At 68.8% G+C, this 25,943-nt stretch carries 21 protein-coding genes and 2 pseudogenes; 12 read left to right on the top strand and 11 right to left on the bottom strand.

Annotated elements, in window-relative coordinates; genetic code table 11:
• The first annotated feature begins 41 nt into the window (after nucleotides 1–41).
• Together rfbH and OG735_RS21960 are read left to right on the top strand one after the other, a co-directional pair.
• Nucleotides 42–1,394, top strand: a complete 1,353-nt coding sequence (gene rfbH / locus OG735_RS21965) for a lipopolysaccharide biosynthesis protein RfbH (RefSeq protein WP_327324880.1) — start codon at nucleotides 42–44, stop codon at nucleotides 1,392–1,394.
• A 93-nt stretch (nucleotides 1,395–1,487) separates the two neighbouring features.
• On the top strand, nucleotides 1,488–2,423 hold the full coding sequence (locus tag OG735_RS21960) for a Vgb family protein (protein WP_327324879.1): 936 nt from the start codon (nucleotides 1,488–1,490) through the stop codon (nucleotides 2,421–2,423).
• Nucleotides 2,424–2,432: 9 nt separating this feature from the next.
• Here the strand turns inward: OG735_RS21960 and OG735_RS21955 are convergent, their stop codons facing one another.
• The 5 genes from OG735_RS21955 to pdhA all read right to left on the bottom strand — a co-directional run bounded on the left by OG735_RS21955 (nucleotide 2,433) and on the right by pdhA (nucleotide 7,919).
• A complete protein-coding gene (locus tag OG735_RS21955) occupies nucleotides 2,433–3,209 on the bottom strand; it encodes a helix-turn-helix transcriptional regulator (protein ID WP_327324878.1) in 777 nt (258 codons plus the stop codon).
• A 204-nt stretch (nucleotides 3,210–3,413) separates the two neighbouring features.
• The gene (locus OG735_RS21950; RefSeq protein ID WP_327324877.1) at nucleotides 3,414–4,106 is read right to left on the bottom strand and encodes an HAD family hydrolase; all 693 of its coding nucleotides are present in this window, start codon (nucleotides 4,104–4,106) and stop codon (nucleotides 3,414–3,416) included.
• 224 nt (nucleotides 4,107–4,330) lie between these two features.
• On the bottom strand, nucleotides 4,331–5,773 hold the full coding sequence (locus tag OG735_RS21945; protein WP_327324876.1) for a dihydrolipoamide acetyltransferase family protein: 1,443 nt from the start codon (nucleotides 5,771–5,773) through the stop codon (nucleotides 4,331–4,333).
• Nucleotides 5,774–5,787: 14 nt separating this feature from the next.
• On the bottom strand, nucleotides 5,788–6,768 hold the full coding sequence (locus tag OG735_RS21940) for an alpha-ketoacid dehydrogenase subunit beta (protein WP_327324875.1): 981 nt from the start codon (nucleotides 6,766–6,768) through the stop codon (nucleotides 5,788–5,790).
• A gap of 2 nt (nucleotides 6,769–6,770) precedes the next feature.
• Nucleotides 6,771–7,919 (bottom strand): pyruvate dehydrogenase (acetyl-transferring) E1 component subunit alpha, encoded by a 1,149-nt coding sequence (gene pdhA, locus OG735_RS21935; RefSeq protein ID WP_327324874.1) that lies wholly within the window; start codon nucleotides 7,917–7,919, stop codon nucleotides 6,771–6,773.
• A gap of 481 nt (nucleotides 7,920–8,400) precedes the next feature.
• On the opposite strand from pdhA, the gene OG735_RS21930 reads away from it, so the two are divergent.
• On the top strand, nucleotides 8,401–9,408 hold the full coding sequence (locus OG735_RS21930) for a phosphotransferase (RefSeq protein WP_327324873.1): 1,008 nt from the start codon (nucleotides 8,401–8,403) through the stop codon (nucleotides 9,406–9,408).
• Between the two features lie 122 nt (nucleotides 9,409–9,530).
• On the opposite strand, the gene OG735_RS21925 is transcribed toward OG735_RS21930, so the two are convergent.
• Nucleotides 9,531–11,087 (bottom strand): protein kinase domain-containing protein, encoded by a 1,557-nt coding sequence (locus OG735_RS21925; protein ID WP_327324872.1) that lies wholly within the window; start codon nucleotides 11,085–11,087, stop codon nucleotides 9,531–9,533.
• A gap of 394 nt (nucleotides 11,088–11,481) precedes the next feature.
• Between OG735_RS21925 and OG735_RS21920 the strand changes: the two genes are divergently transcribed.
• From OG735_RS21920 to OG735_RS21895, 6 genes are all read left to right on the top strand, one after another.
• A complete protein-coding gene (locus tag OG735_RS21920) occupies nucleotides 11,482–13,134 on the top strand; it encodes a protein kinase domain-containing protein (RefSeq protein ID WP_327324871.1) in 1,653 nt (550 codons plus the stop codon).
• Nucleotides 13,135–13,302: 168 nt separating this feature from the next.
• The gene (locus tag OG735_RS21915; protein WP_327324870.1) at nucleotides 13,303–13,914 is read left to right on the top strand and encodes a hypothetical protein; all 612 of its coding nucleotides are present in this window, start codon (nucleotides 13,303–13,305) and stop codon (nucleotides 13,912–13,914) included.
• An 84-nt stretch (nucleotides 13,915–13,998) separates the two neighbouring features.
• The gene (locus OG735_RS21910; protein ID WP_327324869.1) at nucleotides 13,999–14,697 is read left to right on the top strand and encodes a PadR family transcriptional regulator; all 699 of its coding nucleotides are present in this window, start codon (nucleotides 13,999–14,001) and stop codon (nucleotides 14,695–14,697) included.
• Between the two features lie 128 nt (nucleotides 14,698–14,825).
• Nucleotides 14,826–15,578 carry an ABC transporter ATP-binding protein gene (locus OG735_RS21905; protein WP_327324868.1) on the top strand — a complete coding sequence of 251 codons (753 nt, stop codon included), beginning with the start codon at nucleotides 14,826–14,828 and terminating at the stop codon, nucleotides 15,576–15,578.
• Nucleotides 15,575–18,442 carry an ABC transporter permease gene (locus OG735_RS21900; protein ID WP_327324867.1) on the top strand — a complete coding sequence of 956 codons (2,868 nt, stop codon included), beginning with the start codon at nucleotides 15,575–15,577 and terminating at the stop codon, nucleotides 18,440–18,442. Before OG735_RS21905 ends, OG735_RS21900 begins: the two co-directional genes overlap by 4 nt.
• A gap of 98 nt (nucleotides 18,443–18,540) precedes the next feature.
• A complete protein-coding gene (locus tag OG735_RS21895) occupies nucleotides 18,541–19,083 on the top strand; it encodes a bacterial proteasome activator family protein (RefSeq protein WP_327324866.1) in 543 nt (180 codons plus the stop codon).
• 97 nt (nucleotides 19,084–19,180) lie between these two features.
• Here the strand turns inward: OG735_RS21895 and OG735_RS21890 are convergent, their stop codons facing one another.
• Together OG735_RS21890 and OG735_RS21885 are read right to left on the bottom strand one after the other, a co-directional pair.
• Complete coding sequence (locus tag OG735_RS21890; protein ID WP_327324865.1) at nucleotides 19,181–20,170, bottom strand: NAD(P)H-quinone oxidoreductase; 990 nt, start codon at nucleotides 20,168–20,170, stop codon at nucleotides 19,181–19,183.
• Between the two features lie 26 nt (nucleotides 20,171–20,196).
• Complete coding sequence (locus OG735_RS21885; protein ID WP_327324864.1) at nucleotides 20,197–21,096, bottom strand: potassium channel family protein; 900 nt, start codon at nucleotides 21,094–21,096, stop codon at nucleotides 20,197–20,199.
• A 529-nt stretch (nucleotides 21,097–21,625) separates the two neighbouring features.
• Between OG735_RS21885 and OG735_RS21880 the strand changes: the two genes are divergently transcribed.
• From OG735_RS21880 to OG735_RS21870, 3 genes and pseudogenes are all read left to right on the top strand, one after another.
• Nucleotides 21,626–21,910, top strand: a complete 285-nt coding sequence (locus OG735_RS21880) for a hypothetical protein (protein WP_327324863.1) — start codon at nucleotides 21,626–21,628, stop codon at nucleotides 21,908–21,910.
• A 135-nt stretch (nucleotides 21,911–22,045) separates the two neighbouring features.
• Nucleotides 22,046–22,114, top strand: a pseudogene (locus OG735_RS42005) (DNA mismatch repair protein MutT); the annotation flags it as partial.
• Nucleotides 22,115–22,333: 219 nt separating this feature from the next.
• Nucleotides 22,334–23,440: a potassium channel family protein gene (locus OG735_RS21870; RefSeq protein WP_327324862.1), complete on the top strand. Its 1,107-nt coding sequence runs from the start codon at nucleotides 22,334–22,336 to the stop codon at nucleotides 23,438–23,440.
• 55 nt (nucleotides 23,441–23,495) lie between these two features.
• On the opposite strand, the pseudogene OG735_RS21865 reads toward OG735_RS21870, so the two are convergent.
• The 3 genes and pseudogenes from OG735_RS21865 to OG735_RS21855 all read right to left on the bottom strand — a co-directional run.
• Nucleotides 23,496–23,615: pseudogene (locus tag OG735_RS21865) on the bottom strand (Ion channel protein); the annotation flags it as partial.
• Nucleotides 23,603–24,976: a molybdopterin molybdotransferase MoeA gene (locus tag OG735_RS21860; RefSeq protein ID WP_327324861.1), complete on the bottom strand. Its 1,374-nt coding sequence runs from the start codon at nucleotides 24,974–24,976 to the stop codon at nucleotides 23,603–23,605. The gene OG735_RS21860 and the pseudogene OG735_RS21865, both read right to left, overlap by 13 nt.
• Nucleotides 24,973–25,893, bottom strand: coding sequence for an NTP transferase domain-containing protein (locus tag OG735_RS21855; RefSeq protein WP_327324860.1), 921 nt, complete (start codon nucleotides 25,891–25,893; stop codon nucleotides 24,973–24,975). Before OG735_RS21855 ends, OG735_RS21860 begins: the two co-directional genes overlap by 4 nt.
• Between the last annotated feature and the right edge of the window lie 50 nt (nucleotides 25,894–25,943).

The raw sequence follows: 25,943 nt of genomic DNA, 5'->3' as shown, positions 1-25,943 counted from the left end.
CTGCTTTCTCTCCCTCTCCCGACGAAGACAAGGGGTCCAGTGTGACCAGCGCACCCGTACAGAGCCCGGCGCCTGGCTCGGACAGCCGCGAAGAAGCCAAGGCCCAACTCCTCGACGCCGTACGCAAGTTCCACCAGGCAGAAGAGTCGGACCGGCCGTTCGTGCCCGGTGTCACTCCGCTCTACTCCTCCGGGCCGGTCTTCGACGACGAGGACCGTGTCGCGCTCGTCGAGGCCGCGCTCGAGATGCGGATCGTCGCGGCCAGGTCCGCGCAGGAATTCGAGAGCCGCTTCTCCAAGACCATCGGCGTACGCAAGTCGCACCTGGTGAACTCCGGCTCGTCCGCCAATCTGCTGGCGATCAGCGCACTGACGTCACCGCAGCTCGCCGACCGACGGCTGGTTCCCGGCGACGAGGTGATCACGGTCGCCGCGGGCTTCCCGACCACCGTCAACCCGGTGCTGCAGAACGGTCTGGTGCCGGTGTTCGTGGACACCGAACTCGGCACCTACAACGCGAGCGTGGACACGATCGCCGCGGCGATCGGCCCGAAGACCAGGGCGATCTCCCTCGCCCACACGCTGGGAAATCCTTACGCGGCCCGCGAGATCGCCGAGCTGGCCCAGGAGCACGAACTGTGGCTCGTCGAGGACAACTGCGATGCGCTGGGCGCTCGGTACGACGGCCGGCTGACCGGCACGTTCGGCGATCTGTCGACGCTCAGCTGCTATCCCGCGCACCACATCACCATGGGCGAGGGCGGGGTGGTCTCCACGAGCGACCTGCATCTGGCGCGTATCGTCGAGTCACTGCGCGACTGGGGCCGGGACTGCTGGTGCGCGCCCGGCGAGGACAACAAATGCGCCAAGCGGTTCCGCTGGCAGCTCGGCACCCTGCCCGAGGGCTATGACCACAAGTACATCTACTCGCACGTGGGTTACAACCTCAAGGCGACCGACAGCCAGGCCGCGCTGGGCCTCACCCAGCTGGCCAAACTGCCCGTCTTCATCGAGGCCCGCCGGCGCAACTGGCAGCGGCTGCACGACGCGCTGGCCGATGTCCCCGGTCTGCTGCTGCCGAGCGCCACGCCGAACAGCGAGCCGAGCTGGTTCGGCTTTGTGCTCACCGTGCTGCCTGACGCGCCCTTCACCCGCCGTGAGCTGGTGGCCTTCCTCGAGGCGAGGAGCATCGGCACGCGTCAGGTCTTCGCGGGCAATCTGACCCGGCACCCGGCGTACCAGGGCACGAACTACCGCGTGGCAGGCGATCTGACCAACAGCGACATCATCACGGAGCACAGCTTCTGGATCGGCGTGCACCCCGGTCTCACCGACGAGAAGATCGACTACATGGCCCAGTCCGTGACCGATTTCGTGCGCAGCAAGGGGCGTTGACCGTCCGTACTCCGGTCGGCACTTGCGATGAAGTGCGCTCCAACTCGTAGGTTGTCTGTCGGCGCACTCATCCACTCCCCCCAAGAGGTGGTCATGCGTTCCTCACTCCTCCCGAAGCTTCTCGTGGGCGGCCTGCTGATGTCCTCCGTGGCAGCCTGTGGAAGCGAAGACGACGCGAGTCCCGGCGGCACGTCGCGGACGCCGGGGTCCTCCGTGTCCTCCGGTCCTCCGACCGGGTCCGGCGGCACGGGCGACACCGGTGGCAGCGACACCGGTGGCAAGGGCAAGCCTGCCGGGAAGGCGGCAAAGGCCGGGAAGGCGAAGTACACCGGCTTCTCGTCGCCGACCGGTCTGGCCTACGGCCGCGACGGCTCGGTGTTTGTGTCCAACTGGTCCGCCGGCACCGTCGAGCGGATCACCCGCGACGGAAAGCGCTCTGTCTACGCCGACGGGCTGGAAGCTCCCGCCGGTCTCGCCGTCGACCGGCAGGGCGCGCTCTACATCGCCGACTACAACGCCGATGTCGTCTACCGCGCCACGGCCGCCGGGAGGAAGGAGAGGTTCGCCTCCGGCTTCCATACGCCGACCGGCATCAGCTTCGACTCCCGGCAGAACCTGCTGGTCACCAACCGGGCGACCAATGAGCTCATGAGCGTCTCCCCGGACGGGAAGAGCAGCAAGGTGGCCGACGGGCTGCACACGCCGGTGGGTGTGGTCGAGACTGCCGACGGCACGATCTATGTGTCGAATTACGAGGGCGGTGTGCTGTCCCGCGTCAAGCGTGACGGGACGGTGGAAACCCACTCCAGCGACTTCGACGGGCTGGGCGTGGGAATCGTAGCCGACAAGGCAGGTTCCGTTTATGTCACCGATCGTGCCGCCGGCGAGATCAAGCGGGTGGAGGCGGATGGCTCTGCCACATCCGTCATGACCGGTCTGAGTTCGCCAGTGGCCCTCGGCATTGACGCCGAGGGTCACCTGGCGACAGCGACCTGGGGTGATTCAGCCTTCTATGCTATTCCCTCGTAGAGGGCCTTGTCAGTTCATTCCCCTGGATTTCACATAACGCTCGTAGAGGCCTTCGCGGAGCGCCCTTGAAACAGCGAGTGTGCGATTGTTGCAGTCCATCTTTGCCAAAATATTGGCAACCAGGCGCTTGGCACCGTGCTCGGATATCTGAAGCCTGCGGGCGATTTGCCTGTTGCTCAGCCCCTCGACCATGAGAACAAGCGCCTCCTGCTCCCGCGGGGTCAGTCTCAGCTGACCCCGCGGAGCGTCGTTGCGCCGGGTCGCGAGCAGCAGCAGATCCTGAGCGAGCTCGGGTGGGATGGGGACGTTACCCCTGGCAACAGCAGCCAGAGCCTTGTTCAGGGTGTCCTCATTGATCCCGTTGATCTTCACGAAACCGGCCCTGATGCCGGTCACCTTGGGCAGGTCGACGAGATCGTCGTCCTCTATGAGCAGCATGATGCGTACACCGCGCTCCTCGTTCCTGCGTAACTCCGCAGCCATCGCGTCGTCCACCTCACCCAGCAGGGTGATGAGTATGTCGCCCTCGTCGAGACCGCCAGAAAGCGCTTCGACGATCCCGGGCAAGGAGCGGATCTCGACTTCCGATGGCAGTTGAAGCATCCTCTCGACGCCGTAACGCAGCAGACCATTCCCGATCGCCACGACGACGCGTCGTACACAGATCTCTCTTTCCTTGATTTCCGAGACGCCCAACAAGACTACCCCCTGTTGCTTTGATGCGCGCCGGCGGTCATCCGACTCCGCGCACAAGTCAAGGATACCGACGAGATTCAGCCATCCCATGTGATATAGCTCACCATGGATAATTTGAAAGGGATACTAAAAAGGTTTACCACATAACCATCGGACCGAATGCGCATACCCAAATGACTCGTCCGGCGATTCCGGTAATAAATCAGCAACACAACCGGAAAGAAAGCGAAAGAACCCCCGGCGCGAAAATTCCGGGGGTTAATTCAAAATGAATTGCCGCGGTACGGTCAGCGGTCAGTCGCGCTGCCGCAGAGCCGTGGGTGCGGACGGCAGCACCGGCCAGCCCCGCTCCTTCGCGAGGGCCACCAGCGCCGGGTCGACATCCACGACATGCGGGTTACCGACCTGTTCCAGCAGGCCCAGGTCGGACAGATGATCGCCGTATCCATAGCAATCCGCAGGTGAGAGGCGGTGGGCGGCGATCGCGCCGGCCACCGCGGCGGTCTTCGCCGCGCCGATCATCGGTTGGTGCACCTCACCGGTGAGCAGCCCGTCCTCGCCGACCACGGGCTCGGTGCACAGAATGATTTCCGCCGCGATCTCCTCGGCGAGCGGCTCGAGAACGGCACGGAACGAACCGGAGACAAGGCAGATCAGATCCCCGGCCGCGCGGTGCCCGTCCAGGGCGTCGAGCGTGGCTCCGACGAATGCGGTGGGCCCGTTCCGGTACCCGTCGTACCAATCGCGGCCCGCCGCCACCAGTTCCTGCTGCGATACGCCCTTGAAGAGCCGGTAGTAGGTGCGATTGATCTCGCTGCGGTCGACGTTGTCCGCGGCCAGCGACCTGATGTCCGCCATGGCCCTGTCATATCCGGAACCGGAATCTCCGTTCTGAGCCATCCAGTGGCGCAGAAAGGCGAACATGCTCTTGGCCGTGATCACGGTCTCGTCGGCATCGAAGAACGCCGAACGGCGCGCAGAAGTCATGGCGCTCCCCCATCCCCAGTCATCGTGTGCGGCCCCGCCCGAGCCTGCCCAGTCAAGTGGGCGCCGACAAGGACCGTTCGGGCTGCTCTTTCGAGCACCCCGAACGATCACGGCAAAGGCCCGGGCGTCGCGCGCCCGGGCCTTGTGACCTGCGGAACAGACCTGACGAATCAGACCTGTGGATCGTGCCTGTGGATCAGACCTGACGGATCAGACCTGACGGATCAGGCCCAGGTGATCAGCCGCTTCGGGTTCTCCAGGATCGCGGCGACGTCCGCCAGCACCCTGGAGCCCAGCTCGCCGTCGACCAGACGGTGGTCGAAGGAGAGCGCGAGCGTGGTGACCTGGCGCGGCTTGACCTTGCCCTTGTGGACCCACGGCTGGAGCTTGATCGCACCTACCGCGAGGATCGCGGACTCGCCGGGGTTCAGGATCGGCGTACCGGTGTCGACGCCGAAGACGCCGACGTTGGTGATGGTCACCGTGCCGCCCTGCATCGCCGCCGGCGCCGTCTTGCCCTCGCGGGCCGTGGAGACCAACTCGCCCAGCGCGGCAGCAAGTTCGGGCAGCGTCTTGGCGTGCGCGTCCTTGATGTTCGGGACGATCAGGCCTCGCGGTGTGGCGGCCGCGATGCCCAGGTTGACGTACCCCTTGAGCACGATCTCCTGGTTTGCCTCGTCCCAGGCGGCGTTGACCTGCGGGTTGCGCTTGATGGCGACCAGCAGCGCCTTGGCGATCAGCAGCAGCGGATTGACCCGCAGCCCCGCCATGTCCTTGTCGGCCTTGAGCTCCTCGACGAGCTTCATCGTCCGCGTCACGTCGAGCGTGATGAACTCCGTGACATGCGGCGCGGTGAAGGCACTGCCGACCATCGCCTGAGCGATGGCCTTCCGTACGCCCTTGATCGGGATACGGGTCTCCCGGGCACCGGCCTCGACAGACGCGACCGCCACCGGCTGGACCGGCTCGGGCTGTGCCTGTACGGGCGCGGGCGCCGGAGCGGCGGCCGGAGCGGCGGCCGCGTGGACGTCCTCCCGGGTGATGATGCCGTCGGGACCGGTCGGAGTGACCGTCGCCAGGTCGATGCCCAGGTCCTTGGCGAGCTTGCGGACCGGCGGCTTGGCGAGCGGGCGGGCCGCGGTGGCCGTGCCGCCGTGGCCGTTCAGCTCGCCCTGCACCGCAGCGGCCGCGGCCGCCTGCGGGTAGTACGTGCTCGCGGCCTCGGCGGCCGGCTGTGCCGGAACGGCCTGCCCGGCGGCCGGCTTGCGCGGCCGGCGCTTGGTGGACGTCTCGGCGACGCCGTAGCCGACGAGGACCGGCTGGCGGCCCTTGGGCTCGGCCTCCTCCTCGGCGGCGGGCGCCACAGGTGTCTCCACCACGGCCTCGGCAGGTGCGTCACCGCTGCCCGGCGCCACATCGATCGTGATGATCGAGGTGCCGACGTCGACGGTCGTGCCCTCCTCGAAGCGCAGCTCGTGCACCACGCCGTCGTACGGGATCGGCAGCTCGACGGCCGCCTTCGCCGTCTCGACCTCGCACACGACCTGGCCGTCCGTCACCGTGTCACCGGGCTGGACGTACCACTTGAGGATCTCGGCCTCGGTGAGCCCCTCGCCCACGTCGGGCATCTTGAACTCGCGGAAGCGAAGTGAAGTGTCTTGAGTCATGGTCACGGCACTCCTCAGTACGCGAGCGAGCGGTCGACGGCGTCCAGCACCCGGTCAAGTCCCGGGAGGTACTCCTCCTCGAGGCGCGCCGGTGGATACGGGGCGTGGTAGCCGCCGACCCTCAGCACCGGGGCCTCCAGGTGGTAGAAGCACCGCTCGGTGATACGAGCGGCGATCTCCGCACCGGAGCCGTAGAAGACCGGGGCCTCGTGCACCACGACGAGCCGGCCCGTCTTCTCCACCGACGTCTGGACGGTGTCGAAGTCGATCGGGGACATCGAGCGCAGATCGAGGACCTCCAGCGACTTGCCCTCCTCGGCAGCCGCGGCGGCCGCCTCGACACAGACCTTCACCATCGGCCCGTACGCGGCAAGCGTGATGTCCGATCCGGTCCGGATGACGCGGGCCTTGTGCAGCGGACCGGGGATCGCGTCGACATCGACCTCGCCCTTGTCCCAGTAGCGCCGCTTCGGCTCGAAGAAGATGACCGGGTCGTCGCTCTGGATCGCCTGCTGGAGCATCCAGTACGCGTCGGAGGAGTTGGACGGCGAGATCACCTTGAGGCCCGCGACATGCGCGAAGAGCGCCTCGGGGGACTCGCTGTGGTGCTCGACCGCGCCGATGCCGCCGCCGTACGGAATACGGATGACGACCGGCAGCTTGATCTTGCCGAGCGAGCGCGCGTGCATCTTCGCCAGCTGCGTGACGATCTGGTCGTACGCGGGGAAGACGAAGCCGTCGAACTGGATCTCCACGACGGGCCGGTAGCCGCGCAGGGCCAGACCGATCGCCGTGCCGACGATGCCCGACTCGGCGAGCGGGGTGTCGATGACCCGGTCCTCGCCGAAGTCCTTCTGCAGTCCGTCGGTGACCCGGAAGACGCCGCCGAGCTTGCCGACGTCCTCACCCATGATCAGGACCTTGGGGTCGGTCTCCAGGGCCTTGCGCAGCGACTCGTTGAGCGCCTTCGCGAGCGGGAGCTTCTGTACGGCCATGATTAGTTGCCCTCCTCGGCGAAGGACGCCTGGTACGCGATGAACTGGGCGCGCTCCTCGTCGACGAGCGCGTGCCCGTCGGCGTAGACATTCTCGAAGATCGCCAAGTGGTCGGGGTCGGGCATGGCCCGAACCGCCTCACGCACCCGCTTGCCGAGGGTCTCGCTCTCCTCGTCCAGGGACGTGAAGAACGCCTCGTCGGCATGGCCGGCGTTCTCCAGATACGTACGCAGCCGCAGGATCGGGTCCTTGGCCTCCCAGGCCTGACGCTCCTCGTCCGCCCGGTACTTCGTCGGGTCGTCCGATGTGGTGTGCGCGCCCATCCGGTAGGTGAACGCCTCGACCAGGGTCGGGCCCTCGCCCCGGCGGGCCCGCTCCAGCGCGGAGCGGGTCACGGCCAGGCAGGCGAGTACGTCATTGCCGTCGACACGGACGCCGGGGAAGCCGTAGCCCTGCGCGCGCTGGTAGAGCGGCACGCGGGTCTGCTTCTCCGTCGGCTCGGAGATCGCCCACTGGTTGTTCTGGCAGAAGAACACGACCGGGGCGTTGTAGACCGCCGAGAAGGTGAACGATTCGGCGACATCGCCCTGGCTGGACGCGCCGTCGCCGAAGTAGGCGATGACGGCGGAGTCCGCGCCGTCCTTGGCCACGCCCATCGCGTAGCCGGTGGCGTGCAGCGTCTGCGAGCCGATCACGATCGTATACAGGTGGAAGTTGTTGGTGTTCGGATCCCAGCCGCCGTGGTTCACCCCGCGGAACATGCCGAGCAGATTGGTCGGGTCGACCCCGCGGCACCAGGCGACGCCGTGCTCGCGGTAGGTCGGGAAGACATAGTCGTCGTCGCGCAGCGCCCGGCCGGAGCCGATCTGTGCGGCCTCCTGGCCCAGCAGCGACGCCCACAGTCCGAGCTCGCCCTGGCGCTGAAGAGCGGTGGCCTCGGCGTCGAAGCGACGGGTCAGGACCATGTCCCGGTACAGCCCGCGCAGCTCGTCCGGGGTCAGGTCGATCTCGTACTCGGGGTGCTCGACGCGCTCACCCTCGGGCGTCAGCAGCTGTACGAGCTGGGGCTCGGAACTCTGCGGCTTTTTCGCGGCGCTGACGCGCTTGGTGCTGCGTCGCGGTTTGCGCGCGGCAGTGCTCTCCACGGTCACGTGCGTGCTCCTCCGTCGGTCCGGCCCCCGGGGTCCGCCGGGAGCCAGTGCGGCTCGCCTGGTATCCGTACCCGTGCACGGGGTGGGTGCCGCTCGGCCGGGATCAGGCGTGACAGGTGCCCCGGCGAGCGCCCTGCCAAAGGCACGTTACCCAGTGTGTCGCATTACTGCGAAACCCCATTTGACCTGCGATTTTGCTTGGATTTCCAAGTAAATCGAGAAATGCGGGAACAACCACTGGTCACAGCCTTGCAGGCCGCCGGAACACCGGCACGTTATCCCGCAGACCCCGGGCACGGGAAGAGTAGATGGATGAGTCCTCTTTCGCTCGCGAAGCTGGAAAAATCACCCTATTTGCGCTCGATTACCACGAAGTCGCCGGGGGCGGCCGCAGCTCGAACTGCAGTTCGCAATCGTACGTAGGCGGGATTATCCCGAAGAGCCGTCACTCGGCCACGCTGCGTGATCTACCATCTGGCGGGTGCCGCGCTCATCTGCAACTGCCCCACCCGTCGGTGCACTTCTGCGCCGTTACCAGGACACGGGCGAACCACTCTCCTGCGAGCCCGTCACCCAGGGCCTGCTCAACCGCGGCTACCGGCTCGCCACCACCCGTGGCTCCTACTTCCTCAAACACCACCTCGACGGCGACCGCGAGTCCATCGCCCGCCAGCACCGCGCCACCCAGCGGCTCGAGGCCCTCGGCGTACCGGTCGCACCGCCCGTCGAGGACGCGCACGGCGACACGGTCGCGGTGATCGGCGGACGGTGTTACGCCCTGCACCCCTGGATCGACGGACGACACCGCGACGGGACACAGCTGACGGCCGTCCAGTCGACGCGGCTCGGCTCGCTCCTCGGACTCGTCCACACCTGTCTGGAACAGGTCATGGCGGTGGACTCCACAGAGCGGCGGGAGTACGAGAGCGCCGATCCCGAGGAGACCTTCACGCTGATCGACGAGCTGTTGACGCTGGCGCGCGCGGCCCGGCCCCGGGACGCGTTCGACGCGCTCGCCGAGCGGCGGCTCCTCGAGCGGCGGGCGCTGCTGGAGCTCCATGCCGACCGCAGGCCGCCGCCGGCATCCGCCGGGGGCTGGGTGCACGGCGACTTCCACCCGCTGAATCTGCTCTACCGGGGCGGCGAGCCGGCCGCGATCGTCGACTGGGACCGGCTGGGGGTGCAGCCGCGCGCCGAGGAGGCGGTACGGGCCGCAGCCATCTTCTTCGTCCAACCGGCGGGGGAGCTGGAACTGACAAAGGTACGGGCGTATGCACAGGCCTACCGGCGAGCGGCCGGGGCGGACGCGGCGGAGCTCGCGGCCGCGGTGCACCGGGTGTGGTGGGAACGGCTCAACGACTTCTGGATACTGCGCTGGCGCTACCAGCTGCACGACCGAAGGGCCGACCCGCAGTTTCCTGCGGCGTCGGCCCTGGCGGTGTGGTGGACGAGAGAGTACGAGGCGGTGTGCGAAGCCTTCGCGGGATGAGCGGCGTGAACGGCGTGAACGAGGTCGCGGACGTGAACGACGCCGGCGGGGTCGCGGATGTGAACGACGTCGACGGGGCGAGCGGCGTCAACGGGGCGTACGGCGTGGCGCCTTGGGCCGCATCAGCCGCCGATGTCGCCCGGGGCGCCTGCCTGGCCGCCCGGCGTCCCACCCGGATCGCCGCCGCTGCCCGTTGTGCTGCCGGGCGAGCTCGGCTCGTCCGTCGGCTCGGTCGGCACGTCGGTCGGCTCGCCGGTCGGCTCGGTCGGATCGGCCGTCGTCGGATCGTCGGTCGGCGTCCCCGGATCGGTCGGCGTGGACGAATCGCTGTAGGAGGGCTGCCGGCTCGGCTCCTGATTGCCGCCCGTGGAGGTGTCCGGCTCCTCGCTCTGCTCGGTCTGCTCATCGGACGGGGTCGGCGAGTCCTGCGACTTGGACGGGGTCGGGGTGACCGTCGTGCCGTGCTTCTGGTTGTCGGTGCTGTGGTTCGCCTTGTCCACCGCGAAGGCGATGCCCCCCGCGATCGCCAGCACCGCGAGCACGGCGAACAGCCACGCCTTTGCGCGGCCGCCGCGCTTGCCGCCGCGACCGTCCCGGTGACCGCCGTCGTATCCGCCGTCGTTCGGGTTCATCGGCGGCAGGATCGGGCTCTGCGACGTCTCGCCGTGCACGGGATGGCCGATCACCGTCGGCCCCGTCATCCCCATCGCCGGCGTGATGGCGGCGTCGTGCATATCGACCGGACCAGTGTTCCAGCTGCCCGTGTGGCTGCCCTGCTGCTCCAGCATCTGCAGTCCGTACTGGACCATGCCGCGCATCTCTTCCGCGCTCTGGAACCGGTCGTCCGGGTCCTTCGCGAGCGAGCGCATGACCAGCCCGTCGAGCTCCGGCGGCACCACGTCCGAGACCTCGGACGGCGGCAACGGGATGTCCTGGACGTGCTGGTAGACCACCGAGAGCGGGGTCTCGCCGGTGAACGGGGGTCGCAGCGCGAGCAGTTCGTAGAGCAGACAGCCCGTGGCGTACAGATCGGAGCGGTGGTCGACGGCCTTGCCCAGCGCCTGCTCGGGGGAGAGGTACTGCGGCGTACCCATGACCATGCCGGTCTGGGTCATCGTCGACTGAGCGCCGTGCAGGGCTCGCGCGATACCGAAGTCCATCACCTTCACCGCACCGGAGTTGGTGATGATGACGTTGGCCGGCTTGATGTCGCGGTGCACGATGCCGTGCTGGTGCGAGTACGCGAGTGCCTCGAGTACTCCGGAGACTATGATCAGCGCCTGCTCGGGCGGCGGAGCCTCGGCATTGAGGAGCAGATCGCGGATGGTGCGCCCCTCGACCAGCTCCATCACGATGTACGGGACGGTCTGACCGCCCACCGCATCCTCGCCGGAGTCGTACACGGCAACCACCGCATGGTGGTTGAGGCCGGCGACCGACTGCGCCTCGCGCGTGAAGCGGGCCTTGGAGACCGGGTCCTCGGCGAGGTCGGAGCGGAGCAGCTTGACCGCGACAGTGCGACCCAGCCTTACATCCTCCGCCGCGAACACCTCGGCCATACCGCCGCGTCCGAGACGGTGCGTCAGGCGGTAGCGGCCGTCGCCGACCACTCCGCCGATGCCCCAGGAGTCCGCCGCATCCGGCACTCCGCCGCCGCCTGCTTCGGGTTCGGGTGCCATCAGTCCTCGCCGTCGTATCTGTCCGCGTGCGTACTCTGCGTGCGGGGGTTCGCTGTGGTCCTCGGGGTGCTGTGCCACGTCACGCTACAGCCTTTGCGCGACGGGCCTGATTCGAGATGGACCGGCCATCCAACCTGCTGCCCCTGCGGGCAGGCAAATTCCATGCTCTTCCTGTAACGCTTCCGAGACGCTTCTTGTGCGTACGGTCACGGAACGGGCACCTGGCTTGACGTGCCGGGCCCCTCGGGCAGACTTGCCCCGTAATACGGATCACGGAATACCGATCCGGGACACGAATCACGCGGCATAAATCACACAGCACAGCGCAGAGATCAGCGAGCGACGCGAGCCATCGCGTGCCACCGCGCCTTCGCGCCGAGGGGGATGCACAGTCATGAGCCAGGACGGCGCACAGGGCCGCTACGCGGGTGGTTCCGTAGCGAGCGGCCGGTATCAGCTACGCGACCTGCTCGGCGAAGGCGGCATGGCCTCCGTTTATCTGGCGTACGACTCCGCGCTGGACCGCCAGGTCGCCATCAAGACGCTGCACACGGAGCTGGGTCGCGAGCAGTCCTTCCGCGAACGCTTCCGGCGCGAGGCGCAGGCCGTCGCCAAGCTGTCGCACACCAACATCGTGTCGGTCTTCGACACCGGCGAGGACGAGCTCGACGGCGCGCTGATGCCGTACATCGTCATGGAGTACGTCGAGGGCCAGCCGCTGGGATCCGTACTGCAGGCGGACATCCAGCAGTACGGCGCGATGCCGGCGGACAAGGCGCTGAAGATGACGGCCGATGTGCTGGCCGCGCTGGAGACCAGCCATGAAATGGGCCTGGTCCACCGCGACATCAAGCCCGGCAACGTGATGCTGACCAAGCGCGGCATCGTCAAGGTGATGGACTTCGGCATCGCGCGCGCCATGCAGTCGGGCGTCACCTCGATGACGCAGACCGGCATGGTGGTCGGAACGCCGCAGTATCTGTCGCCGGAGCAGGCGCTGGGACGCGGCGTCGACGCGCGGTCCGACCTGTACTCGGTCGGCATCATGCTGTTCCAGCTGCTGACCGGGCGAATCCCGTTCGACGCGGACTCACCGCTGGCGATCGCGTACGCGCATGTACAGGAAGAGCCGGTCGCCCCGTCGACGATCAACCGCTCCCTCACTCCGGCGATGGACGCGCTGGTCGCACGGGCGCTGAAGAAGAACCCGAACGAGCGTTTCCCGAGCGCCGCGGCGATGCGCGACGAGTGCGCGCGGGTGGCGAGTGCCGGGCAGACGGGCGCACCGGTGATCATCGGTGGCGCGCCGGCGAGCAGTGGAGCGGGCGTCGGCTCCGCGGTCTTCCCGCCGCTGGACCAGTCGACTCCGGCGCCGCAGAGCGTGCAGACGCCGTACCAGCCGGGTCCGTACGGGCCGCCGACTCCTACGCCGGCGCCGGCTCCCACGCCGCAGTACGGGTACCCGCAGACGCCCGCCCCGGCGTCGGCGTATCAGACGCCGGCCCCGGTATCGGCGTACCAGGCGCCTGCCCCGGCGTCCTCGACGCCGCCTCCGTACACCATCTCGCCGCAGCCGACGACGGCTTCGGGCGGCAGTGGTGGCGGCAAGCGGAACATGCCGGTCATCGTGGGCGCCATCGTGGTGGCGCTGCTGGCGATCGGAGGTCTGATCACGGCGCTCGCTCTGAACAAGGACGACCCGGGTGGCGGCGACAACGCGGGCGACGACCCGAGCGCGAGCCAGTCGGCGGAGGCCGGGGCCCTGGCCCCGGACCGTACGCGGACCATCGAGGCGACGGAGTGCTCGAATGCCACGGAAGACGGCAATGACCCGGCGAAGGTCCAGGCCCCCAATCTCCTCTACAAGGACCTCCTCTCGGTCAAGGACTGCCTGCGGGCCGCCGGCTGGACCTGGAAGGTGACTGAGGAGAACAACCCTCAGTACCCCAAGGACGCCGTCATCCTGCAGTACCCGAGCTCCGGCGAGGCTGTCGTACCGAAGAGCCAGGAGTTCGAGATCACGATCTCCACGGGCAAGGCCGGCTAGCCCGACCCGCTCGCTTTCCGAGGGACGGCCCGTTTCCGGGAACGGCCCGGCACGCGCTCCGCGTGCCGGGCCGTTCCCCGTTCTCCTGCCCCGAGATGCCGGAAGTGTCATGCCATGTGACGCTGAGTCCGATATCTCGGCGACTCGGCACGGGAGGGGGGTCACCCGGTGACTCCACGGCTCCGCACACAGTGCGCGATCACGGTCGCGTCGCTTCTGCTGCTGGCCATGCCCCACGCGTACGCCGACGAGGAGTCCGAGGCCCCCGACCGCACCCCGACGGCCAGGCCCAACGTCTCGGCGTCCCTTGCGGGGCGGCATGCCGGGGAAGGGCGTCCGCGGCCCGGGCGGTCCCCCAGGAGCACGAGCCCGAGTGAGTCGGAGAGCCCGGACCGGCCGGAGCGCCCCGACCATCCCGACCATCCCGACCACCCGGACCACCCGGACCACCCGGACCGGCCGCACCGTACGCCGTCCGACGCAGCGTCCGCGTCCCATTCCGCTCCGTCCGACACGCGGCTGTCCGCGTCCGAGCCCCCTCCCACGGAGGATGAGGAACTCCAGACGGATGAGGAACTCCAGACGGAGGAGCAGGAGGATCCCCAGGACTCCCCGATCCCCACTCCGACCCCTTCCGCCCCCGCCGCCGCACATCAGCAGGCCCCACAGGCCGTCCCCGAGGTCGTCGGGCACCAGATCTCGCCGCTGTCACTGGGGGCCGGGATGACGCTCATGGGGCTCGGAATCGGCTTCCTGGGCGTGCGATTGAGGCGCCGTTGATCATCATGTCCCCCTCAAGACGGACGCACAGACTCCGTCTCTCGAGGGTTGCCGAGTCCGCCATACTCGGTATACATACTGAGTATGTCGATCCGCCACGGGCTTCTCGCCCTCCTGGAGCCCGGTCCTCGCTACGGCTCCCAGCTCCGTACGGAGTTCGAGTCGCGCACCGGTGCCACCTGGCCGCTCAACGTCGGGCAGGTCTATACGACCCTCAACCGCCTGGAGCGCGACGGCATGGTCGCCCAGGACGGCGAGGACGACGCCGGCCATGCGCTGTACGTCATCACCGATGCCGGGCGCGCCGAGCTGAAGAGCTGGTTCGAGACGCCCGTGGACCGCAGCAGTCCGCCCCGTGACGAGCTGGCCATCAAGCTCGCGATGGCGGTCGGTGCGCCCGGCGTGGACATCCGTGCCGTCATCCAGTCCCAGCGCCACCACACCGTGAAGGCGATGCAGGACTACACCCGGCTCAAGGCGCAGGCCCTTGCCGCCATCGAGAGCGGGGGCTCGCAGGAGCGTGACGACGTGGCCTGGCTGCTCGTCCTGGAGCAGCTGATCTTCCAGACCGAAGCCGAAGCGCGCTGGCTCGACCATTGCGAGGTGCGGTTGATCCGCCTCTCAGCGGCGGCCGAGCGGGCAGCCGGGCACCCGACGACCGCTTCCCTGGTCCCGCCCCCGCCGCACCCCGAACCTCCGCCGCATTCCGTATCTCCGCCGCACCCCGCGTCCTCGACGCAGCCCACGTCTCCGGCGCACGCGCGGCCCGCACCGCCGACATAGCCCACCCGAGCTTCCCGCGGCTTCCCGCTCATCTCGGGGCCACCGGGCCACCGGCCACCCGCCCCACCGGCCACCGAGTCTCCATACATCCGCTCGTACGAACGCCATCCGTCCAAGGGGGACCCTTCATGTCCGACCACCAGTCACAGCCGTCACAACAGCCAGTGCTGCAACTCCAGCAACTGACCCGCGTCCACGGCAGCGGCGCCACCGAGGTGCATGCCCTGCGCGGCATCAACCTCGATGTCTTTCCCGGCGAACTCGTCGCCGTCATGGGCCCGTCGGGCTCCGGCAAGTCCACGCTGCTCACCATCGCGGGCGGCCTCGACGCGCCCACCTCGGGACGGGTGATCGTCGAGAACACCGACATCACCACCGCCGGCCGCAAGACGCTCGCCGCCCTGCGCCGCCGCAGCATCGGCTACGTCTTCCAGGACTACAACCTCATCCCGGCCCTCACCGCCGCCGAGAATGTCGCCCTGCCGCGCGAACTCGACGGGATCTCCGCACGCAAGGCCCGTACCGAGGCCGTCGCCGCCCTGGAGGAGATGGACCTCGGCCATCTCGCCGACCGCTTCCCGGACGAGATGTCGGGCGGTCAGCAGCAGCGGGTGGCCATCGCTCGCGCCCTGGTCGGCGAGCGACGTCTTGTCCTCGCCGACGAACCGACCGGCGCACTGGACTCCGAGACCGGCGAGTCCGTTCTCGCCCTGCTGCGCTCGCGCTGCGACGGTGGCGCGGCCGGCATTCTCGTCACCCACGAACCGCGCTTCGCGGCCTGGGCGGACCGCGTGGTCTTCCTGCGCGACGGCGCCGTAGTCGACCAGACCATCCGCAGCCAGGCCGACTCGCTGCTCTCCGGCCAGGCGGCAGAACTGTGATGACCTGGTATCACTCCTGGCGTGCCGCGATCCGAATCGCCCGCCGCGACGCCTGGCGCTCCAAAGGCCGCAGCTTCCTCGTCCTGGCGATGATCGCCCTTCCCATCCTCGGCGTGAGCGCCGCGGATCTGACCCTGCGCAGCGCCGAGCTCTCCACCGAGCAGAGCCTTGAGCGTTCACTGGGGGCGGCCGACGCACGGCTGGCAGATCCAGGCATGGGCGGTCTGGCCATCATGCAGACACCGGACGCCAACAGCTCCACGCCGGTGGGGGACTTCGACAACAAGCCGTGGCCCGACGGCAAGACCGATATCACCAAGGCACTGCCTGCCGGCGCCAAGTCCCTGACGGACTCGCAGGGTTCGGGCAAGCTGCGCACCACGCACGGTCTGCTGAACACCGAGATCCGCGAGTTGAAGTCCTCCGACCCGATGACCAAGGGCATCATGGTCGTCGACCACGGCCGGCTCCCGCAGAAGGCCGACGAGGTCGCCGCGACCACGCACTTCCTGGAGTCCAGCGGTCTGAAGGTGGGCTCCACGCTCACCGCGCGCGGCCTCGACCGCGAGTACAAGATCGTCGGCGCATACGAACTCCCCGACGCGCTGGAGACCGACCAGGTCAACGCGCTGCCCGGCGCGCTGCTCACCCCGCTCGACAAGGCTCTCGAAAAGGCCGGACTGCCCGGCACCGAAGCGAGCACTACGCAGCTGGTGCGCATCTCCGGTGGTTTCACGTGGAACATGGTCAAGCAGGCCAATGCCAAGGGCGTGACGGTCAATTCACGCGCCGTCGCCCTCGACCCGCCGGCCAGGTCCGAGATCCCGATCTACCAGCAAGAAGGCTGGGGCAACTACGAGGAGAGCACGGCCGCCAAGGCCGCGGCCCTCGCGGCCGTCGGCACCGTCGTCGGCCTCGCGATGCTGGAGATCTGTCTGCTGGCAGGGCCCGCCTTCGCGGTCGGCGCCCGGCGCTCGCGCCGCCAGCTCGGTCTGGTCGGCGCCAACGGCGGTGACCGGCGCCATATACGTGCCATCGTCCTCGCCGGCGGTCTGGTGATCGGTTTCGCCGCGGCCGTCGTCGGCACCATCCTCGGTCTGCTCCTCACCTTCGCGCTGCAGCCGCTGCTCGAGGACTACCTGGGCAAGCGCTTCGGCAGCTTCGACGTACGGCCGCTGGAGCTGCTCGGCATCGGGCTGCTCGCCGTGTTCACCGGCCTGATGGCCGCGATCGTCCCGGCCGTCACCTCGTCCCGGCAGAGCGTGCTCGCCTCGCTCACCGGCCGTCGCGGTGTACGCAAGAGCAGCCGGGTACTCCCGGTGATCGGGCTGATCGCGGTCGGTCTGGGCGCTGCGATCGCGCTCTACGGGTCGACGATGACCGACGAGTCCATCGTCGTCGCGGGCGGCAGCGCCATCGCCGAGCTGGGCGTGGTCGCGCTGACCCCCGCCCTGGTGGGCCTGTTCGGCCGGACCGGACGCATCCTTCCGCTCTCGCCGCGCCTCGCCCTGCGTGACGCGGTACGCAACCGGGGCCGTACGGCTCCCGCCGTGGCCGCGGTGCTGGCCGCCGTCGCGGGCACGGTGGCCGTGGCGACCTACGCCGCGAGCAGCGACGCCCAGGGCAGGGCCGAGTACGAGGCGCGCCTGCCCCACGGGGCGGTCGTCGTGATGCTCGACGAGGCCGGCGGGCGGGACGTGCCTGCGGTGCGCGCCACCGTGCAGAAGATGCTGCCGATCGACGTACGGGCCGATGTGGACCGTATCTCCGTCGGGAAGTCCAACTGCTCGATGTACGGCGGTGCAGAGGGCTGCGGCCGCTATGAGGTCGTCGTGCCCAAGGCCAACCAGTGCCCGCTGTGGATGACCGACCCGGCCAATCCGAACGAGGACCCTTCGACGAAGTACAGCAAGGCCGAACGCCGCAAGCTCAGCCAGGACTGGCGCTGCAAGGAGAACTCGGGCGGGGGCTCCGCCTACGCCGACAGCGGTGTGCTGGTCGGCGACGCGAAGCTGCTGAAGGTGCTCGGAATCGAGGACGCGGCGGCCGAGAAGGCACTGGCTGCCGGACAGATCCTCTCGTTCGACAAGCGCAACCTCGACACCAAGGGAAAGATCAGCATCCGTCTGATCACCGACACCAAGAAGGCCGACGCGGCCGCGGAGAAGGGCAAGGAGGTACCCGGCGAGATCAAGACGTTCACCGCGCACCAGGTCGCCGGTGAGCCCACCTCGTACGGCGTCTCGATGATCGTGCCGACTGCCGCGGCCAAGGACTCCGGTATGACGACCGTCCCGCTCGGCGCGTACTACTCCACCGACAAGATGCCGAGCAGTGAGCAGCGCCAGCGGCTGGACGGAGAGCTCGACAAGACCGGATCCGACATCAACCTGTATGTCGAAGAGGGCTACACCAGCGAGAACAGCATCATCCTGCTGGCGCTGACCGTCTTCGCCGGACTGATCACCATCGGTGCGGCCGGTATCGCCACGGGCCTCGCCCAAGCGGATGCCGAGGCCGATCTGAAGACGCTCGCCGCGGTCGGCGCGCCGCCGCGGGTCCGCAGGACGCTCAGCGGGTTCCAGTGCGGCGTGGTGGCTGCGATGGGTGTGCTGCTGGGCTCGGCGGCGGGTGTGCTCCCGGCGGTCGGGCTGCGGCTCACCGAGAAGCGCCAGCAGATGAAGTTCTACGAGCAGGCGCTGGACCAGGGCTTCGGCTCGTTCAATTCGACGCCGTATGTGCCGATCATCGTGCCCTGGGCGACCCTGGCCGCGCTGCTCATCGCCGTTCCGCTGGGCGCCGCGCTCCTGGCGGCAGTGGTCACCCGCTCCCGCGGGGCACTGTCCCGCCGCGAGGCGACCTGACCGGTACAACCTGGGGTTTTGTGCCCCCGTACGAGGGTGCATCACCCTCGTACGGGGGCACACCGTGTGGTGAGGCACCAATGCGAGAGAATGGCGGCATGGAGATGCCGAGGAATGAACGGTCGCAGGAGAGCCCCCACGTCCTCGTTGTGGGACAGGACGGGATGGCACTCGGCGGCGGTGACGGTGACGACGAGTCGCGCGAGGTCCCGGTGACAGAGATGGTCGAACAGCCTGCGAAGGTCATGCGCATCGGAAGCATGATCAAGCAGCTGCTGGAGGAAGTCAGGGCAGCACCTCTGGACGAGGCGAGCCGGGTCCGGCTCAAGGAGATCCACGCCAGCTCGGTGAAGGAGCTGGAGGACGGCCTGGCCCCGGAGCTTGTTGAGGAACTCGAGCGCCTCAGCCTCCCCTTCACCGACGAGGCGATCCCCTCCGAGGCGGAGCTGCGCATTGCGCAGGCCCAGTTGGTGGGCTGGCTGGAGGGTCTCTTCCACGGAATCCAGACGGCGCTGTTCGCGCAGCAGATGGCGGCCCGCGCCCAACTCGAGCAGATGCGCCGCGCCCTCCCGCCCGGCGCCTCCCACGAGGCCGACGAAGAGGGCCCCCACGGCGCAATCCGCTCGGGGCCGTATTTGTAGGGTCGCCCAGCCTGACGGGGTCTGAGGCTGCTGTTGCATGACGCTCAGGGGTGTGGGGGGTGCTTCAGTACCCCCGCACACCCAAGGGCGAGTTGGGTCAGCCCGCCGTCGGCGCCACCAGCAGCACCTTGCCGACGTTCGCGCCCGACTCCAGCACCCGATGCGCCTCCGCCGCGTCCGGCAGCGGAACCATGCGGTCCACCACCGGATGGACCAGGCCCCCCTCGATCAGCGGCCACACATGCTCCCGTACAGCCGCCATGATCGACGCCTTCTCACCGAGCGGGCGGCCCCGCAGCGACGTCGCCGCGATGGCGGCCCTCTTGCCGAGCAGCATCGCCAGGTTCAGCTCGCCCTTGACGCCACCCTGCAGGCCGATCACGGCAAGGCGGCCGTTGACCGCCAGCGCCTTCACATTCCGGTCCAGATACTTCGCGCCGACGATGTCGAGGATGACGTCCGCGCCCGCCCCGTCCGTCGCCTTCCGCAGCTCCTCCACGAAGTCCTGCTCGCGGTAGTCGATCAGGATGTCCGCTCCCAACTCCGCACAGCGCGCCAGCTTCTCGGGCCCGCCCGCGGTGACCGCCACCCGCGCGCCCACCGCCTTCGCGAGCTGGATCGCCATCGTGCCGATACCGCTCGCACCACCATGGATCAGCAGCGTCTCACCCGGCCGCAAGTGCGCGATCATGAACACGTTCGACCACACCGTGGCCGTCACTTCGGGCAGCGCCGCGGCCGTGACAAGATCCAGCCCCTCCGGCACCGGCAACAGCTGCCCCGCCGGCACGGCGACCTTCTCCGCGTAACCGCCGCCTGCCAGCAAGGCACACACCTCGTCGCCCACGGCCCACCCCGAGACACCCGGCCCGAGCTCCGAGATCCGGCCCGAGCACTCGAGGCCGGGGTACGGGGACGAGCCGGGCGGCGGGTCGTAGAAGCCCTGCCGCTGCAGCAGATCGGCACGGTTGACGGCGCTCGCGACGACCTCGACGAGGACTTCTCCCTCGCCGGGTACGGGATCGGGCACCTCGGCCCACACAAGCGCCTCGGGACCGCCAGGTTCGGGAATCGTGATCGCATGCATGGCCGCGAGGCTACTCCGGAGTGGGCCTACTCAGACGGGTTGAGGGGTTGGACCTTCGACGCACGCACGATCGTGATCAAGCGATCCGTCAGCTGCAGCGGACTCGCCGCCGGGTCGTCGTAGCCGATCAGCCGGTGCCCGCGCAGCACGCTCACCACCAGATCGTCGGTCTCCCGCACACTGCGACCCACCTCGGCCTTTATCACCGGCCGTTCGATGAGGTCGAGGCCGCTGCCCTGCTGGATCAGGTCCTCCATCACCGTGCCCGCGCTGGGGCTGAGCACGGACAGGCCCAGCAGCCGACCGGCCGCGCTCGCGCTGGTGATCACCGCATCCGCGCCGGACTGGCGCAGCAACGGCGCGTTCTCCTCCTCGCGGACCGCGGCGACGATCTTCGCGCCCCGGTTGAGCTGGCGCGCGGTCAGCGCGACCAGAACCGCGGTGTCGTCGCGCTGTGTCGCGATGACGATCTGGCGGGCCTTCTGAACCTCGGCGCGGATCAGCACTTCGCTGCGGGTCGCATCGCCGATCACCCCGATAAAGCCCTCGGCATTGGCGGCCTCGATCACCTTGGCGCTGGGGTCGACGACGATGATCTGGGCCTTCTTCAGACCTGTCGCGGTCAGCGTCTGAATCGCCGACCGCCCTTTGGTGCCGAAGCCGACGATGACCGTGTGCTCACGCAAGCGAAGCCTCCAGCGGTGTTCCGAAAGTAGCCTAAGAGCATGCCCGATGATCTCGTGAAGCGGGCACGTTGAGGCGATCTTGAAGGTCAGAACCGGGCCGGTCTCGTCCGGCTTTCCTTCGAGCCCGGCGATGGCCCCGGTACGGATGGGAACGACGGTACCGACACCACACAGGCCAAGGTGCGGAGCGCCCTTGCAGGTGACGAAAACTGCGAAGAGCCGCAACAAGCCGGAGGGCACTTCTCCCACACCTGCCCGAGCACCGGCAGTGTCCCCGCCGGGTGCGGCGGAACGAAGATCGCGGGTCCGGAGACGGACAAGGCAGTTTCGATGATGGTGATCGCCAAGCATCAAGAGGAGGCCGCCCCGGCGGAAGGCCACGCTGGGGCGGTACGGGCCTCACTCGGCAGGGGCCGTTACTGACGGCGATCCTGTCGACTGACTGTCGACGTCACCCGGGTGCCGCGCGTGGCTGGTGCGGCGGGCCGGGGCAGCCGACGCTGGACGGGAAAGTGCCGTCGAGTCGGGAGAAGCCATGGAACGCCAGGTCAACCGATGCACTGCCGCTTGGGTGGCCGTCATGCTCAGCTTGGCCGGACTGACCGGCTGTTCGTCGAACGAGTCTCCAAGTTCCCCCGCGTCGGCGGCGGCCTCTGCCGCGAGGTCGAAGGCGTCCGCCCTTGCCACCGCGGCCAGAACTGCGGCAGCTTCGGCGGCGGCCTCTGCGGTCGCTTCCGCCGAGGCGGCTGCGTCGGCTGCGCTGGCAAAGGTGAAGGGCGGATTGAACGCCAAGGCGGACGTCACCCTCGGCAGCATCGCGACCGGCTCCAACGGCCGGGCGGAGGTCCCGGTGAACGTCGCCAACCACGACTCGAAGCCGAGGCGCTACACCATCGTGGTCAATTACAAAGACCAGTCAGGAAACCTGGTCGATGTGGTCGTCCTCGAGGTCCCCCAGGTCGCTGCGGGCGGCACGGCCCACGCCACCGCCCGGAGTAACCGGGACCTGAACAGCACGGTGACCGCCGAGGTCCGCAACGCATTGCGGTACTGATGCCAGCCCCCGCAGCCATGGCCGAGACCGGAACCTGAGTACGGCACCCGAGGCGTCGGCCGCACCGTCGACGATGTTCCCGAAGACCCTGTCGTGCGGGATTCACAGCCCATCGCTTTCGCCGCGGGCCGACCGGACCACCGCCACGTCATCGCCTACACGGACGGCGAGGTACGCCGTCAGTTCAACGTCTGCTTCACCGCACGCGTGCTCGGCAGTCAACTTGCCTCATGCACCACACACAGAGCGGCTCAGGATCCGGCACTTCCTGGAGCACCGAGAGCGGCCGTACCTCGGCTGGGGAAACCGTGCGATGCAGTGGCGAGCCCAGATCAAGCCTCCCGCTGCACACCATTCGCCGGTTCGGTACGGAAGCATGGTCGGCATGCTGAATGAGCGGATCACTGCGCGCGAGGGCCGGGCATGAAGGACGAGACGCAGTCGACCAAGACGAGAAGACTCTCGGTTCTCCAGTCCCTCTGGTCCGGCACCCGGTCGGGTGACCACGTCGACGCCGACGCTGCCCGCACCGTCGTCATGCCGGTTCTGAGCGTGGTGCCTCCACTTCAGCAAGTCCTGCGCCGCCTCACCATGGCCCTGGGCGTACTGCTGGCGACCGTGGCTATCGTCTACGTCGATCGCGACGGCTACCACGACAATGCCAACAACTCGGTCGATCTCCTCGACGCCTTTTACTACGCGACGGTCACCCTCTCCACCACCGGATACGGCGACATCGTTCCGCACAGCGACAGCGCACGCCTGACCAACATCCTGCTCATCACCCCGTTGCGTGTGCTCTTCCTGATCATCTTGGTGGGCACCACACTCGAAGTGCTCACCGAACGAACGCGGCAGCAGGCTCGTGTTCACCGTTGGAAGGGCCGCACCCAGGACCACGTGGTCGTCGTCGGCTACGGCACCAAGGGCCGTCATGCCATCGCAACGCTGCTGGGCCAGGGAACCCCCAAAGACAAGATCGTCATCATCGACCCTCAGCGGAAGGCGGTGGACGCCGCCAGCAGTGACGGCTTCGTGGCCATCCATGGGGACGCGACCCGCTCCGAAACACTGCTGCAAGCAGAGTTGCCGCGCGCCGCACAAGTGATCATCGCTCCCCAGCGGGACGACACCGCCACCTTGGTCACGCTCACCGCGAGACAGCTCAACAGGCGAGCCGCCATCGTCGCGGCTGTCCGGGAGGACGAGAACGTACCGCTGATCAAGCAGAGTGGTGCGGATGCCGTGGTAACCAGCTCCAGTTCGGCCGGACGGCTGCTCGGGCTCTCCACTGGCAAGCCCTACGTGGGCACGGTGTTGGAGGAGCTGATGACCTATGGCAGCGGACTTGACCTGTCAGAGCGGCCGGTGACCAACGAAGAAACGGGCCGGTCACCCCGCGAGTGCAAGGACCTCGTTGTCGCTGTCGTGCGCAGGAACGAGATTCTGGGCTACGACCAACCAGACGCCGCGACGCTCCGGCCCGGCGATCGGCTGATCACGGTGACCCGTACCAAGTGGAACCGCTGACCAGGCACTTCTTGTGACACATCCAGCGCCAACACCCCCAGTGCCAGCATCACCCCTTGGCGACCTGGCGGAGCGGGCGCTCGACGATACGGCGGGGGATTTTCCGGCTGGTGACCAGGCGCTCGTCGGCATCGCGGGCAATGGCGTCACGACCGGGAAGTTTCACGTGAAACACCCATCCTGGGCGTTCGCCGGCGCCCAGGGCAGATCAAGGACCTCCAGCTCGTCACCGGCACGCGCGCCGCCCGGCGGCACGACGGCAAGACCATCGGCGGCGGCGATACCGCGCAGCATGGCCGGTCCGTTGTAGTGCAGCGGGACCAGCTGGTCGGCGCGGTGGACGAAGGGCACAAGGCGGGTGTCGTACGGGTGCCCGTGCACCTCGTCACGTACGGGGGCGCGATACGGGGCAGGGGCGGGCCGGGCCGCGAGCGCACGCAACAGCGGCTCGGCGAGGGTGAGGAGCCCGGAGACGGCAGCGAGTGGATTGCCGGGCAGGCCCACCAGATACCTGTCCCGGGATCCGTCCGGCCGGTGCGGGTCGGGGGCGAGCCGGGCCAGCAGCATCGGATGGCCTGGGCGTACGGCGACTCCGTCGACCAGGAGCTCCGCACCCGCCTTCCGCAGCACCGGGTGGACATGGTCGACCGGACCCGCAGCCGTGCCACCGGTGGTCAGGAGGAGGTCGGCATCGGAGGTGGTGACGGCCTCATGGAGGGCTTCGGCGTCGTCACCGAGGCGGCGCGTGGCGATGACCTCGACGCCGAGAGCGCGCAGCCAGGGACCGATCATCGGCCCCAGGGCATCGCGGATCAGGCCAGCGTGGGGGAGTCCGGAGATGAGGAGCTCATCGCCGAGAACAAGGACCTCGACGCGGGGCCGGGGGACCGTGAGCAGCTCGTCGTAGCCGGCGGCCGCGGCGAGGCCGAGTACCGCCGGGGTCACCAGGGATGCGGCAGGCAGCAGTTGGTCGCCGGAGCGGCACTCCTGTCCACGCGGCCGGATGTCCTGACCGGGGACCACCTCGCGCTCGGCGTACAGCTGGCCCTTGTCCGTGTCGGTACGGGAGTGCTCGGTGCGGATCACCGCGGTGACCTCGGGCGGAATACGAGCGCCGGTGGCGATCCGTACGGCCGCTCCGTCGGGGAGCGGCGGAGCGTCGGCGTGCCCGGCGAGGATCGAGCCATCGCCCTGAACCGTCCATGGACCGGGCCCCGCGACGGCCCAGCCGTCCATTGCGGAGGTGTCGAAGGGGGGCAGATCGCAGAGCGCGGTGAGCGGCTCGGCGAGAACCCGGCCGAGGGCCTGATCGAGAGGCACGCGCCGGGTGCGCGGCGGAGCGGTCCGTCCGAGGCGGGCGGCGAGAGCGCGGGCGTCGGGCCAGGGAGTGGCACGGTGCCGGGTCATGCCGGGGACGGGCGCCGACTTCTGCCGGGTCCGGCGGCCGACGAGCGCGAGGGCCTCCTCGACGCCGTCGTCGTCGGGCTCGTCCACGGTTCCGTCGGCGGCGTCCACCTCGTGGTCCTGACCGGTCATCCGGCGTCGGCCTCGTCGGTCTTGGGGGGTTTGTCGGGCTTCCCACCGGCGGCGGCCGGATCGGCCGCGGTGCCAGGGGTGGCCTGATCGGCCTCGTCGGCCCAGCGCGCGGCCAGTGCGGCGGCCTTGCGGGCGGCCTGGGCGACCGCATCCGGGCCGCCACCCGCCCTGGCGGCTGCGTAGCCCACCAGGAAGGTGGTGAGCGGTGCGGCGGGACGCGCGACGCCATGCGCGGCGTCCCGGGCGAGGTCGAGCAGGACGCCGGTGTCGACGTCGAGTTCGATGCCGAGTTCGTCCTTGACTGCGGTGATCCATTCGTCCAGCACGTTCCCATGCTCCCTGATACGGGCCCGGGCTGCGGAGATGTCCTCCCAGGTGTCGCAATCAAAGGAGGCGAGCGGCTCCGCGGCGATCCGGGCGAGGTCCAATTCCCGCGTCAGCAGACGCAATGGCAGCCCGGCCAGACTCCCGTGCTCGGTGGCGAGGAGCGCGAGTTCACGTCGCAGCGGTTCGGTGCGGTACGCCGCTACGAGGGGCTGGTCACGGCCGCCGGGATCGGTGAGCAGGGCCGCCTCCCGCCCGCTCGTCTCGAGGGCGTCGATCAACTGCCGCACCGTCCGCTCCCCCAGGAACGGCAGATCGGCGGAGAGCACCAGGACGGCCGGTGCCCCGATCTGCCGCACGCCGGCGTCCAGCGCGGCGAGCGGCCCACCGCCCGGGGGCTCCTCGCGCGCCCAGACCACGGGCCGCACGGTGACCCGGCGTCCACCGACGACAACGGTGCGCCCCGCGTCGCGGCACACCCCGAGCACACGGTCGAGCAGGGCCCGCCCACCCACGCTCACCGCAGGCTTGTCGGCCCCGCCCAGCCGCTTCGCGGCACCTCCGGCGAGCACGATGGCGTCATACGCGGTCATCCCTGCAGTATGGGCCGCGATCGCTTGGGCGGGGAGCCCCGTTTGGATCT

The sequence above is a fragment of the Streptomyces sp. NBC_01210 genome, assembly GCF_036010325.1.
Lineage (GTDB): Bacteria > Actinomycetota > Actinomycetes > Streptomycetales > Streptomycetaceae > Streptomyces.
Note: the sequence above shows the minus strand (reverse complement) of the source record. Positions and strands in the feature narration are given on the sequence as shown.